Annotated in this window: 14 protein-coding genes; 11 read left to right on the top strand and 3 right to left on the bottom strand. The window is 65.1% G+C overall.

Translation table 11 applies throughout. The features are described 5' to 3' along the window. Positions 1-34: 34 nt before the first annotated feature. From DVU99_RS11355 to DVU99_RS11345, 3 genes are all read right to left on the bottom strand, one after another. Positions 35-991 carry a FecR domain-containing protein gene (locus DVU99_RS11355; protein WP_114240327.1) on the bottom strand — a complete coding sequence of 319 codons (957 nt, stop codon included), beginning with the start codon at positions 989-991 and terminating at the stop codon, positions 35-37. 10 nt (positions 992-1,001) lie between these two features. Continuing rightward, a complete protein-coding gene (locus DVU99_RS11350; protein ID WP_114240326.1) occupies positions 1,002-1,526 on the bottom strand; it encodes a sigma-70 family RNA polymerase sigma factor in 525 nt (174 codons plus the stop codon). 342 nt (positions 1,527-1,868) lie between these two features. Beyond that, positions 1,869-2,654 carry an IclR family transcriptional regulator C-terminal domain-containing protein gene (locus tag DVU99_RS11345; RefSeq protein WP_232823569.1) on the bottom strand — a complete coding sequence of 262 codons (786 nt, stop codon included), beginning with the start codon at positions 2,652-2,654 and terminating at the stop codon, positions 1,869-1,871. A 147-nt stretch (positions 2,655-2,801) separates the two neighbouring features. Here DVU99_RS11345 and pobA point away from each other — a divergent pair, with 147 nt between their 5' ends. The 11 genes from pobA to DVU99_RS11290 all read left to right on the top strand — a co-directional run bounded on the left by pobA (position 2,802) and on the right by DVU99_RS11290 (position 13,372). Beyond that, complete coding sequence (pobA, locus tag DVU99_RS11340) at positions 2,802-3,974, top strand: 4-hydroxybenzoate 3-monooxygenase (protein ID WP_114240427.1); 1,173 nt, start codon at positions 2,802-2,804, stop codon at positions 3,972-3,974. A gap of 9 nt (positions 3,975-3,983) precedes the next feature. Next, positions 3,984-4,682, top strand: a complete 699-nt coding sequence (locus tag DVU99_RS11335) for a substrate-binding domain-containing protein (protein ID WP_114240324.1) — start codon at positions 3,984-3,986, stop codon at positions 4,680-4,682. 19 nt (positions 4,683-4,701) lie between these two features. Further along, positions 4,702-5,730 carry an amidohydrolase family protein gene (locus DVU99_RS11330; RefSeq protein WP_114240426.1) on the top strand — a complete coding sequence of 343 codons (1,029 nt, stop codon included), beginning with the start codon at positions 4,702-4,704 and terminating at the stop codon, positions 5,728-5,730. A 31-nt stretch (positions 5,731-5,761) separates the two neighbouring features. Continuing rightward, positions 5,762-6,445, top strand: a complete 684-nt coding sequence (gene ligK, locus DVU99_RS11325; protein WP_114240323.1) for a 4-carboxy-4-hydroxy-2-oxoadipate aldolase/oxaloacetate decarboxylase — start codon at positions 5,762-5,764, stop codon at positions 6,443-6,445. Positions 6,446-6,455: 10 nt separating this feature from the next. Beyond that, the gene (locus tag DVU99_RS11320) at positions 6,456-7,391 is read left to right on the top strand and encodes an amidohydrolase family protein (protein WP_114240322.1); all 936 of its coding nucleotides are present in this window, start codon (positions 6,456-6,458) and stop codon (positions 7,389-7,391) included. Positions 7,392-7,402: 11 nt separating this feature from the next. Then, complete coding sequence (gene ligA, locus DVU99_RS11315; RefSeq protein WP_114240321.1) at positions 7,403-7,849, top strand: protocatechuate 4,5-dioxygenase subunit alpha; 447 nt, start codon at positions 7,403-7,405, stop codon at positions 7,847-7,849. 3 nt (positions 7,850-7,852) lie between these two features. Then, entirely contained in the window at positions 7,853-8,719 is an 867-nt protein-coding gene (locus DVU99_RS11310) for a class III extradiol dioxygenase subunit beta (RefSeq protein ID WP_114240320.1), read from the top strand. 1 nt (position 8,720) lies between these two features. Continuing rightward, positions 8,721-9,686 carry a Gfo/Idh/MocA family oxidoreductase gene (locus DVU99_RS11305; RefSeq protein WP_114240319.1) on the top strand — a complete coding sequence of 322 codons (966 nt, stop codon included), beginning with the start codon at positions 8,721-8,723 and terminating at the stop codon, positions 9,684-9,686. 494 nt (positions 9,687-10,180) lie between these two features. Then, positions 10,181-11,908, top strand: coding sequence for a SulP family inorganic anion transporter (locus DVU99_RS11300; protein WP_114240318.1), 1,728 nt, complete (start codon positions 10,181-10,183; stop codon positions 11,906-11,908). A 64-nt stretch (positions 11,909-11,972) separates the two neighbouring features. Continuing rightward, positions 11,973-12,554, top strand: coding sequence for a TetR/AcrR family transcriptional regulator (locus DVU99_RS11295; RefSeq protein WP_114240317.1), 582 nt, complete (start codon positions 11,973-11,975; stop codon positions 12,552-12,554). Between the two features lie 23 nt (positions 12,555-12,577). Beyond that, positions 12,578-13,372, top strand: a complete 795-nt coding sequence (locus DVU99_RS11290; protein ID WP_198670281.1) for a 3-oxoacyl-ACP reductase family protein — start codon at positions 12,578-12,580, stop codon at positions 13,370-13,372. Positions 13,373-13,398 lie beyond the last annotated feature (26 nt).

Genomic DNA, 13,398 nt, shown 5'->3' with positions numbered 1-13,398 from the left:
CCGAACGAGCGATGGAAAAAGTGCAACCCGGCGGTCAGCGCGGCTCCAATGTCACCCAGAGCCGGGTACGCTGGACCACTCGCACAGGAAACGCCTGGACGAGTGCATCCATTGCCCGGTCGGTATCGTCGATGGGGAAGGCGCCCGAGACTTTCAGGGCGGCGATGGACGGATGACAGCCGAGGTATCCGTGGCGGTAGCGCGACAATTCCGCGACGAGTCCGCCCAGGGGCATGTCCACTGCGATGATGCTGCCGTACTGCCACGACGCCACGGAGACGTTGTTGGGCTGCGGCGCCTCGGCGCCATGAACGGTGAAGCGCGCGTGGTAGCCGGCCGGCACGATGAGCGGCGCGATGCCGCCCGCCGGCTGCACCTTGACCGCCTTCTCCAGCACCGAGACTTCCCCGTAGTCAGCCTCGGTGCGCACGGTAAAGCGAGTACCCAGCGCCAGTACCTCGCCATGCCGCGTCGCGACCACGAACGGTCGGTGCGTACTTGCCGCCGCGTCGGCACCCGTGCGTATCAACACCTCGCCCGCGTGCAGCTTGAGCAAGCGCCGCGTGGACGAGAACTCGACGTCAACCGCACTCGCCGTGTTGAGCGAAAGCGCCGATCCGTCAGGCAGTGCCACATCCCTGCGCTCACCGACACGGGTTCGGTAACCGGCCAGCCAGCCGCCCCAGGGCAACTGCCGCCACGCGAGCATGCCGGCGGTGCCGACCCCCAGCACCGCCAACAGCTGGCCTAGCGCCCGACGTCGCGCCCTGCCCGCCGCATCCAGTGCATGCCCGGCTACGACGCGGGGAACGCGTTCGAACTGCGCGCGCACATCCTCCACCAGCTGCCATGCGCGTTGATGGCTGGGATCGGCCGTGTGCCAGCGCGCCCATGCCTGGCGGTCATCCTCCGAGGCCTGCTCCGCGTGGAGGCGAGCAAACCAGCGGGAAGCTTCCAGGATGACGGCATCGTCGAGGGGACGAACAGGCATGACGGCGGGCTCAATCCAATGCGGCGTAGCGCAGGCGAAGACGGCAGCAGTGCTCCATCGCCTTGGCCATATGGTTGTTGACCGTGCGCAAGGAAATGCCAAGGGTCTTGGCTATCGCTGCATAGGTCAGGCCGTCGCATTGGGACAGCAGGAAGGTGCGCTTAACCTTCGCTCCCAGGCCATCGAGCATCGCATCGATGTCCATGAGCGCATCGATGACCGTCGCCCGCTCCTCCGGCGAAGCCGCTAGTGGCTCGGGAAACTGCGCGAGAACCTCCAGGTAGGCCTGCTCGAAGGTGCGCCGGCGGAAGAAGTCGACCACCAGGCCTCTGGCCACGGTAGCCAGGAAATCGCGGGGCTGTCGGATTTCCGGCGCTTGCCGTGAGCGAATGACGCGCACGAAGGTGTCCTGCGCCAGGTCGGCGGCATCCGACTCGTTGCCCAGCCGATGGCGCAACCAACTGCGCAGCCAACCATGGTGGTCGACATACAGGGCTTCGACGGCGCGGGAGGCAGGCGTGGAAGAGGTGGACATCGCGACGGTTGAGGGTGGCCCGAACCCGCCACGCCGAGGGGCTGCAGGTCACTAAATGCGAATCATTATTATTCGTGGATGAGCCCAGGTAAAGGCTTTTCCCGTTCAAGGTGCGAGGCCGCCCATGCCGCAGATGGCCACAAGACTGCAAATCCGCGAACGGCTGCCAGGTACGCCGAACCAGTCCCCCCAACAAAGCACCCGCACCGCTGCACGCCGTACGGACTTGTCCCACCGTCCCTGGCATTCCGCCCTGGCTGCCGGCCGTTGCGTCATGTGCACGCACAGCCCCTGGTCGGAAGCACCGGAACAAACTTCCACTCAAGCAAGCGAAGGCCGCCGCTACAGCACGCTACGCAGCATGGCCGCCGCGTCGCACATCGGGCCGAACATCGTCCGAAGCAGGGCCTCCGGACCGTACCGTTGCGGCGAGACCACGACATTGAGCGCGGCAACGACGTTGCCTTGGGCATCACGCACGGGAACCGCCAGTGCACCCACGCCGGTTTCGTGCTCCTCATAGACGAGGCTGTAATCCTGCTTGCGCACTTCATTGAGGATCGCACGCAGCGCGCTGTTGCTGGTGACGGTCTGCGGAGTCAGGCGCCGAAACTGGCGCTCCTTCAACCACGCCGACAGTTCAGTGCGTGGAAGGCCCGCCAGCAGCACGCGCCCCGACGATGTGGCATGCGCGGGCAGGCGGGCGCCCAGATGGAGACCATGGGCAAGCAGGCGCCGCGTGGAACCGGGCGTGCCTGAGCCTTCGTTGCCGCTACGCGACACGATGACGGCCTCGTCGCCATCGAGCACGGCGGCCGCAAAAGCCTCCTGCGTCTGCGCAGCCAGTTGGTCCAGCACTGGCTGGACGGCGCGTGGCACGCGTGCGGAAGCCAGGTAACTGCCGGAAAAGCGCAACACCTTTGACGATAGCCAGTAGTAGCCGTCCGCCGACTCCAGATAGCCAAGGTGCGCGAGCGTCAACAAATGGCGACGTGCGGCCGCGCGAGTGATGCCGGCACGCTGCGCGGTGAGCGTGGCATTGAGGCGTTGGCGACTGGTGTCGAAACACTCCAGCACCGCCATACCCTTGACCACGCCTTCGATCAAATCGATTTTTGCGATGCCCACCATCTCGACCCGTTGTGCGATTACCGCACATCGTGCGCGATAATCGCGCAACAGGCAAATATCCCACGCTGTTGGAAGTTTCTTCGCACAGTACTTTGTCCGCCCGTGAATGGCCGATCCGTTCGGCCCCGAAGGAGGGTGGAAAGCGTGCGAACGCAGGTGGCCATCATTGGTGCAGGTCCATCGGGCCTATTGCTCGGGCAGTTGCTCAGCCAAGCGGGCATCGCCAATGTGATCATCGAGCGGCAGCGAGCGGATTACGTGCTCGGGCGCATCCGCGCCGGCGTGCTGGAACAGACCAGTGCCGACCTGCTTCGCGAGGCGGGCGTCGGTGACCGCATGGAGCGCGAAGGCATTCCGCATGCGGGCTTCGAGCTGCTGTTCGACAACGCGCGCCATCGCATCGACATGCAGGGCCTCACCGGGGGCAAGCAGGTCATCGTCTACGGACAGACCGAAGTCACCCGCGATCTCATGGAGGCCCGCGAGGCATCGGGAGCCCAGACGCTTTACGAGGCCAGCGAAGTCGTCATCGCGAACTTCGACTCGGCGCAACCCACGGTCAGCTGTACCAGCGGTGGCCGGCGGCACGAGATCCACTGCGATTTCATTGCCGGTTGCGATGGCTTCCACGGCGTGTGCCGCGCAAGCATCCCGCGCAACGCCATTCACGAATACGAAAAGGTCTATCCCTTCGGCTGGCTTGGCTTGCTCGCCGACGTACCTCCGGTAGCCGATGAGCTGGTCTACGCCAACACTGCACGGGGCTTCGCGCTGTGTTCCATGCGCAGTCGGACGCGCAGCCGCTACTACCTTCAGGTGGCCATCGACGACCGGGTGGAGAACTGGTCCGACGAGGCCTTCTGGTACGAACTGCGCGCACGCCTGGACCCCGATGCACGCGAGCGCCTGGTGACCGGGCCCTCGCTGGAGAAGAGCATCGCGCCGCTGCGCAGCTATGTGGCCGAACCCCTGCGCTTCGGACGCCTGTTCCTTGCCGGGGATGCCGCGCACATCGTGCCGCCGACCGGCGCCAAAGGCCTCAACCTCGCCGCCACCGATGTGAAGTACCTCGCGGCGGCCCTGATCGAGCACTACGACGAGCATAGCGACACCGGCATCGATACCTACTCGGAGCGTTGCCTGCGCCGCGTATGGAAAGCGGAACGATTCTCCTGGTGGTTCACCTCGCTGATGCACAACTTTCCCGACGGTGGCGACTTCGGCCGGAAGCTGCAGGGCGCGGAGCTGGACTACCTGGTCAACTCCGAGGCGGCCTCGCGTTCGCTCGCCGAAAACTACGTCGGACTGCCGCTCTAGGACCTGGCCATGGCGAATCCTGAAAACACGCTGCGCGGCATTTCCTCCATGGCCACGCGCCACGTCCTGTCGGAGCTGGCGGCCCGCTATCACAGCGAGGGCCTGGGTCGAATCGAGATCGAATCGGTTGGCGGCGTGGACGCACTCAAGCGCGTCAGCGAAGGCGAACGCTTCGACCTGGTCTGGCTGGCAGCGGACGCCATCGAGAAGCTCGACCAGGGAGGCCATGTCGTACCGGGCAGCCGGGTCGACCTGATGCGCTCGGATATCTGGGTGGCCGTGCCAGGCGGCGCGGCGCATCCACCGATCGACACCGAAGCAGCGGTGCGCCAAGCGGTACTGCGCGCCAGGACGCTTGGCTATTCCACCGGGCCCAGCGGCGTGTATCTCGCCGGGCTCTTTCAACGCTGGGGCATCGCGCAAGACGTTGCGCCTCGCCTCGTGCAGGCGCCCCCGGGGGTACCGGTGGGCACCTTGATCGCCCGCGGCCAGATCGAGCTCGGTTTCCAGCAACGCAGCGAGCTCATCGATATCGAAGGCATCGACGTCCTCGGGCCACTGCCCCCGGACATACAGAAAACCACGGTGTTCGCGGGCGTGGTGTGCGCCACCAGCGAACAGCCCGGCGCCGCCCGCGCGCTACTCGCCTTCATGGCCTCGCCGGACAGCGCGGCCACCTTGCGCAAGCACGGCATGGAACCCGCCTGAGGCCCCTCTTCCCATGACCATGATCATCGACATCCACGGACACTACACCACCGCGCCCAACGCCCTGGAGGCATGGCGCAACCGCCAGATCGCCGGCATCAAGGAACCTTCGCAGATGCCCAAGGTGTCGGAGTTGGCCATCAGCGACGACGAACTGAGGGAAACGATCGAAACCAACCAGCTCAAGCTGATGCGCGAACGCGGATCGGATCTGACCATCTTCAGTCCGCGCGCAAGCTTCATGGCGCACCACATCGGCGACTTCAACGTCAGCAATACCTGGGCATCGATCTGCAACGAGCTATGCCACCGGGTGTCGCAGCTGTTTCCCGAGCACTTCATCGGCGCCGCCATGCTGCCGCAATCATCCGGCGTCGACCCGGCGACCTGCATTCCCGAGATCCGTCGCTGCGTGGAAGAGTTCGGCTTCGTCGCGGTCAACCTCAACCCGGACCCGTCGGGCGGACACTGGCGCGAACCGCCACTCACCGACCGCCATTGGTATCCGATCTACGAGGTCCTGGTCGAATACGACATCCCGGCGATGGTGCACGTGTCGACCAGCTGCAACGCCTGCTTCCATACCACGGGTGCGCACTACCTCAATGCCGACACCACAGCCTTCATGCAGTTGCTGACCGGCGACCTGTTCAAGGACTTCCCGTCGCTGCGCTTCGTCATTCCGCATGGCGGCGGCGCCGTGCCCTACCACTGGGGGCGCTTCCGCGGCCTGGCGCAGATGCTCAAGAAACCCGAGCCGCGGGAGTTCCTGCTGGGCAACGTGTTTTTCGACACCTGCGTGTACCACCAGCCGGGTATCGACCTGCTCGGCACGGTGATCCCGGTGGACAACATCCTGTTCGCGTCCGAGATGATCGGCGCCGTGCGCGGCATCGACCCGGACACGGGCCACTACTTCGACGACACCAAGCGCTACGTCGACGGCTCGCCCCGCTTCAGCGAGGCGGACAGGCAGAAGATCTTCGAGGGCAATGCGCGCCGCGTGTATCCGCGCCTCGATGCAGCACTGAAGGCCCAAGGGCGCTGATCGCCCGGGCCAACACCACAAGGACACGATGATGTACGAACTGGGTGTCGTCTATCGAAATATCGAGCGCACCGACCGCGCCACCGCCGATGCACTGGCGACGCTGGGGTCGGCCACCGTGCACGAAGCCATGGGGCGTGTAGGACTGCTCAAGCCCTATATGCGCCCGATCTACGCCGGCGTGCAGGTGTCTGGCACGGCCGTGACGGTGCTGCTGCATCCCGGCGACAACTGGATGATGCACGTGGTGGCCGAACAGATTCAGCCCGGCGATATCGTGGTGGCCGCCACCACGGCCGAATGCACCGACGGCTATTTCGGCGACCTGCTGGCCACCAGCTTCCAGGCACGCGGTGCGCGCGCCCTGGTGATCGACGCCGGCGTACGCGACGTGAAGACGCTCACCGAGATGGGTTTTCCGGTGTGGAGCCGCTGCATCAGCAGCAAGGGCACCATCAAGGCCACCTTGGGCTCGGTGAACATTCCCGTGGTCTGTGCGGGCATGTGGGTGACGCCGGGCGACGTCATCGTGGCCGACGACGACGGCGTGGTCTGCGTGCCGCACGCCCTGGCCGACAAGACTCTCGACGCCGCGCGCAAGCGTGAAGCCCTGGAGGGAGAGAAGCGCGCGAAGCTGGCCAGCGGCGTACTTGGGCTGGACATGTACCGCATGCGCGAACCGCTGGCAGCCGCCGGCCTCAAGTACATCGATTGAGAGAGTGCCGATGAGCAAGCCTACTTCCGGTCCCTTCGAGAAAACGCCAGGCTGGCTCGACTGGTACGGCAATCCCAGCCAGCCGGCGTTCCGCGTGCCCGCGGGCAGCGTGGACGCACATTGCCATGTGTTTGGCCCAGGCGACCGCTTTCCCTATGCGCCAGAACGCAAGTACACGCCCTGCGATGCCGGCAAGGATGAGCTGTTTGCCCTGCGCGACCGGCTCGGCTTCGCCCGCAACGTGATCGTGCAGGCCACCTGCCACGGCGCAGACAATCGTGCACTGGTCGATGCGCTGCGCTCCTCCGGCGGCAAGGCGCGAGGCGTGGCCACGGTCAAGCGCAGCGTCACCGACCATGAATTGCAGGAACTCCATGACGCCGGTGTCCGTGGCGTACGCTTCAACTTCGTCAAGCGGCTGGTGGACTTCACGCCCAAGGACGAGCTGATGGAGATCGCCGGCCGCATCGCCGAGCTGGGCTGGCATGTGGTGATCTACTTCGAGGCGGTGGACCTGCCCGAACTGTGGGACTTCTTCACACGCCTTCCCACCACCGTGGTGGTGGACCACATGGGTCGACCCGATGTGCGCAAGCCAGTGAAAGGCCCCGAGTTCGCCCTGTTCGAGCGCTTCATGGCCGAACACGCCAATGTATGGAGCAAGGTCAGCTGCCCCGAGCGTCTTTCGGTAGCGGGGCCGGCCGCGCTGGACGGCGAACGCCAGGCCTATCGCGACGTCATGCCCTTTGCGCGACGCATCGTGGAAACCTTCCCCGATCGCGTGCTGTGGGGCACCGACTGGCCGCATCCCAACCTCAAGGACCACATGCCGGACGACGGTCTGCTGGTGGATTTCATCCCCCACATCGCACGCACGGCCGAACTGCAGAGGAAGCTGCTGGTGGACAACCCCATGCGCCTCTACTGGCCCGAAGAAGTCGCCTAGGCCACGCCGCGATGTCCCTGGACAAACCCTATCTCGACATCCCCGGCACGGTGATCTTCGACGCCGAGCAAAGCCGCAAGGGCTACTGGCTCAACCAGTTCTGCATGAGCCTGATGAAGGCCGGCAACCGCGCGCGCTTCAAGGCCGACGAGCGCGCCTATCTCGACGAGTGGCCGATGACCGAAGAGCAGAAGCAGGCAGTGCTCGCACGTGACCTCAACCGATGCATCCAGGCCGGAGGCAACATCTATTTCCTTGCCAAGATCGGCGCTACCGACGGCAAGAGCTTCCAGCAGATGGCGGGCAGCATGACCGGCATGACCGAGCAGGAGTACCGCGACATGATGATCGGCGGCGGCCGCGGCATCGAGGGCAATCGCCACCTCGGCGAAAGCGGCGACGCGCAGCCGCAGAACCAGCCACAGGGTGCCGCCGGTAGGCGCGGCCAGGAGGAGTAAGCCATGGCCCGCATTTCCGCCTCGGTCTATACCTCGCACGTTCCCGCCATCGGCGCCGCCATGGACCTCGGCAAGACGCAGGAGGACTACTGGCGTCCACTGTTCGCCGGCTACGAGCGCTCCAGGCAGTGGATGAAGGACAACCGGCCCGACGTGATCTTCCTGGTGTTCAACGATCATGCCACTGCCTTCAGCCTGGACATGATTCCCACCTTCGCCATAGGTACGGCGGCGGAGTACCAGCCCGCCGATGAAGGATGGGGGGCGCGGCCGGTGCCCAGGGTCATCGGCCATCCCGAGCTCGCCAGCCATATCGCGCAGAGCGTGATCCAGCAGGACTTCGACCTCACCATCGTCAACCGCATGGATGTCGACCACGGCCTCACCGTGCCGCTGTCGCTGATGTGCGGCGAGAAGGACCCCGTGGCCGACGCATGGCCCTGCCCGGTCATCCCCTTCGCGGTGAACGTCGTGCAGTATCCGGTGCCCAGCGGCCAACGCTGTTTCCTGCTCGGCCAGGCCATACGCAAGGCGATCGAGAGCTTCGACGAGGACCTCAACGTGCACATCTGGGGCACCGGCGGCATGAGCCACCAGCTGCAGGGCCCGCGCGCCGGGCTGATCAACGCGGCATGGGATGGCCAGTTCCTCGACCGGCTGATCGCCGAGCCGGCCGAGCTGGCCAAGGTGCCGCACATCGAATACGTACGCGAGGCCGGCAGCGAAGGCATCGAGCTGGTGATGTGGCTGATCGCCCGCGGCGCCATGGCCGACGTGGCCGGCGGCGCGGCCCCGCGCGTCGCACATCGTTTCTACCACGTGCCGGCATCCAACACCGCCGTGGGCCATCTGATTCTGGAGAACCGTTGATATGTCATTGAAAGTCGCACTCGCCGGCGCCGGTGCCTTCGGCATCAAGCACCTGGACGGCATCAGGAACATCCCCGATGTCGAGGTCGTTTCCCTCATCAGCCGTGACCTTGCCAAGACCCGCGAAGTAGCCGACCAATACGGCATCGCGCACGTCAGCACCGAATTGGACGACGCGCTGGCAATCCGGGAAGTGGATGCGGTGATCCTCTGCACGCCCACGCAGATGCACGCCGACCAGGCCAAGGCCTGCCTCAGGGCCGGCAAGCACGTCCAGGTGGAAATTCCCCTGTGTGACGTGCTGAAGCAAGGCGAGGAAGTGCTGGCCCTGCAGAAGCAGACCGGCAAGGTGGCCATGGTCGGTCACACGCGCCGATTCAACCCCAGCCACCAGTTTGTCCACCGCCGGATCCGGGCCGGCGAGTTCCATATCCAGCAGATGGATGTGCAGACCTACTTCTTCCGCCGCACCAACATGAATGCGCTGGGCCAGCCGCGCAGCTGGACCGATCACCTGCTTTGGCACCACGCGGCGCACACCGTTGACCTGTTCGCGTACCAGACCGGCAGCCCGATCGTGAAGGCCAACGCTATCCAGGGCCCGATCCATCCCGAGCTTGGCATCGCCATGGACATGAGCATCCAGCTGCAGGCTGCCAACGGCGCCATCTGCACGCTCAGCCTCTCGTTCAACAACGATGGCCCGCTGGGCACGTTCTTCCGCTACATCGGCGACAGCGCCACCTATATCGCGCGCTACGACGACCTGGTGCAGTCGCACAGCAAGGGGGCGGAAACACCGGTGGACGTGAGCAAGGTCGACGTGTCGATGAACGGCATCGAGCTGCAGGACCGCGAGTTCTTCGCGGCGATCCGCGAAGGCCGCGAACCGAACGCCAGCGTCGCCCAGGTATTGCCGTGCTACCAGGTGCTCCACCAACTCGAGCAGCAGCTACTCGACCGTTGATGGCAACGCCGGCTGCCGTTGCCTAGCAGCACTTCATCCGAGGTCTTCGCGACCACCTGGGCCCGGCTTATGGCTCGGCCCAGCCTGAGGATGTTCCAGGTGGCCGTGCCAGATCGCCCGGAGCCCTTACTCGTACGGAAATCGTGACGAACCGCACCGCCGTCATGACCTGGCAAGTGAAGCTGCCGACAAGACCGACCTGAGCCCAGGACCGCGCCATCGGAAGCATGGACATGCAAAGGGGCAAGCCAGCATGGTGGCATCGCGTGGCGCCATCCATGCCGCCGGCGGGGCTTTGACACCAAGGATGCATGGCCTCGTGCACGCTGGCCCAATATGAAAGGCCGGGGCCGCACCGGCCATCCGGCTGCCTGTGCATTGCTCAAGGGACGTGCGGGCGGTGGCCGGTTTCGGGAAAGAGCCCCCGTATGGGCTGCCGGACTGCCACCAAGCCAAGATCAGCAGCATCCGGTTCGACAGCAAGCGAGGAACGCATGCCATCCGACGGACCAAGCCTCCCGGTTGAATCGTTGACGGACGGGAGGCCGGCTTGGGCGCGCTGGCTGCCGGGCATCGCGATGCTGCGGGAATATCAGGCCGCCTGGCTGCCGAGAGACATCGGCGCCGGCCTGGTCCTGACCACCATGCTGGTGCCTGTTGGCATCGCCTATGCCGAGGCTTCGGGCGTGCCGGGTGTCTACGGACTCTACGCCACGATCGTGCCGCTGCTTGCGTATGCCCTGTTCGGCCCCAGTCGCATCCTGGTGCTTGGCCCGGACTCCGCCCTTGCGGCGCCGATCCTTGCCATCGTCGCGCCCATGGCCTTCGGCGATCCGTCGCGGGCCATCGCGATCGCCGGCATGATGGCCGTCGTGTCTGGCCTGTTTTGCATCGTACTGGGATGGCTGCGGCTTGGCTTCATCACCGAACTGCTGTCCAAGCCGATCCGATACGGTTACATGAATGGCATCGCGCTGACGGTCCTGATCAGCCAGCTGCCAAGGCTGTTCGCCATTTCCATCGATAGCCGCGGCCCGCTGCGCGATGTATGGAGCCTTGGAAAGGCGATCGTGGCGGGACAAGCCAACTGGTACAGCTTTGCCGTGGGTGCAGGCTGCCTCGTACTGATCCTGTCGCTCAAGCGCTACCAGCGGCTGCCGACGATCCTCATCGCCGTCATCCTGGCAACGCTGTGCGTCGCCCTATTCAAGCTCGACGCATTAGGCGTGCAGGTGCTTGGCACCATTCCGCAAGGCTTGCCATCCTTCGTCATTCCCTGGGCCAGCGATGCCGACCCGGTGAGGATCCTGCTTGGCGGCTGCGCCGTGGGCCTGATCTCGTTCGCGGATACCAGCGTGTTATCGCGTACCTTTGCGGCCCGCTTCCATACCCGCGTGAATCCCAACCAGGAGATGGTCGGCCTGGGTATGGCCAACCTTGCCGCAGGCTTCTTCCAGGGCTTCCCGGTCAGCAGCAGTTCGTCGCGCACGCCGGTCGCCGAGGCGGCCGGCGCCAGAACCCAGATGACCGGTGTCGTGGGCGCGGTGGCGGTAGCGATACTGCTGATGGCAGCACCCAACGTGATGCGCAACTTGCCCAGCAGCGCCCTGGCGGCTGTCGTCATTGCGGCGGCGCTCGGCCTGTTCGAGTTCGCCGACCTCAAACGCATCTACCGGATCCAGCAGTGGGAATTCTGGCTATCCATTGCCTGCTTCACCGGTGTCGCGGCCTTGGGCACCATCCCGGGCATCTGCCTGGCCGTGGCGATCGCCGTCATCGAGTTCCTGTGGGATGGTTGGCGCCCGCATTACGCGGTGCTCGGGCGCGTGGAAGGCCTGCGCGGATACCACGACACCAAGCGCTATCCCCACGACGAGAGAGTCCCGGGGCTCGTGCTGTTTCGCTGGGATGCACCGCTCTTCTTCGCCAATGCCGAGCTCTTCCAGGAACGCCTGCTCGAGGCCATCGATGCCTCTCCCACGCCAGTACAAAGAGTGATCGTGGCGGCCGAACCGGTGACCAGCATCGATGTCACGTCCGCCGACATGCTGCGGGACCTGAGCCGCATCTTGCGCGACCGTGGCATCGCACTCCATTTCGCTGAAATGAAGGACCCGGTGCGTGACAAGCTCAGGCGTTTCGAATTGATGGACATCATCGGCGACAAGAGTTTTCACCCCACCGTGGGCAGCGCCGTGGATGACTACCTTCAGGCAACCTGAACGGACACCCTGCCCCTTGCACTCAATTATTGATGTATCAGTCAATAATCGGTAGCTTGATGCCATGGCCAGACCGCGCGAGTTCGATCGAGACACTGCCCTTGAGCAGGCCCGTCTGGCTTTTTCGGCCAAGGGTTACGCCGGAACGTCCACCGACGATCTGGTCAAGGCCATGGGCATCGGCAGGCAGAGTCTGTACAACGCCTTCGGCGACAAGTGGCAGCTTTACGTGGAAGCGCTCACGGGCTACCAGAACCATTCCACCTCGTCTCATCTGCATCGGCTGCAGGCGCCCGCCTCGCCCTTGCAGGGCCTGCGGGATATGCTCGAAGGCCTGGTGGTGGATGACGATGCGCTGCGAGCGTTGGGTTGCATGGGCGTGGGCTCCGCCTGCGAATTTGGAACGAGCGATCCACAGCTGTCCCAATTGCGCGCAAAAGCTTCGAGCTACCTGCACGGTCGCCTGGCCAAGCGGATCCGCGAGGGACAGGAGGCCGGCGAAATCGATCCGTCCTTGAGCGCGAGCGAAGCCGCTGACTACCTGATGATGAGCATGACCGGCATCCAGCTTGCCGCTCGAAGCGGGGCCAGGAAGTCGCAGCTGCAGCGCCTCGCCCGCTTTGCCGTGGATCGCCTGCAGGCCTAGCCCCCCGTTTACCGTCGCCGGCCATGGCGGCTTTTCTCGACCATTTATTGACTGATTATTCCATAACGAGGATGCGTATGAACACTGGTGTCCGCAACAAGGAAAAGGTTGCTCTTGTCTTCGGCGGCTCACGCGGCATCGGTGCCGCGGTGGCCCGCCGCCTCGCAAGCGATGGCTATGCCGTTGGCCTGACCTACGTCTCTCGCCCCGACAGCGCGCAGCGGGTGGTGGACACCGTCGTGGCCGAAGGCGGCGAGGCCATCGCCGTGCAGGCGGACAGCGGCGACGCCACGGCCATCCGGCAGGCCGTGGACATAGTGGTTGAGCATTTCGGCCGACTCGATGTGGTGGTGGTCAACGCCGGCATACTCCGTTTGGGCACGGTGGACGCCTTCACCCTCGCCGATCTCGACCAGGTGCTGCAGGTCAACGTGCGCGGCGTGTACGTGGCGATCCAGGCAGCAGTGGCCCACATGGGCGAGAACGGACGCGTGATCACCATCGGCAGCAACACGGCGGTACGCCCACTGTCGCCCGCGGGGACGGTTTATGGCATGAGCAAGGCTGCGGTGGCGGCCATGGTCAAGGGGCTCGCGCTCGATCTCGCCCCCCGCGGCATCCGCGTCAACAACATCCAGCCGGGCCCCATCGAAACCGACATGACGGCCGAGCATATCGAGCGCATCAAGGACATGGTGCCGCTGGGGCAGGTCGGCCAGGCCGACGACATCGCTGATCTGGTCTCCTACCTGGCCGGCTCGTCATCCCGCTACATGACGGGCGCGAGCCTCACCATCGATGGCGGCATGACGCTCTGATCCATCCCGGCGGGTTGCCGGCGCGC

Origin of the sequence: Dyella sp. C9 (genome assembly GCF_003332825.1) — a bacterium.
Classification (GTDB): Bacteria; Pseudomonadota; Gammaproteobacteria; order Xanthomonadales; family Rhodanobacteraceae; genus Dyella.
Note: the sequence above shows the minus strand (reverse complement) of the source record. Positions and strands in the feature narration are given on the sequence as shown.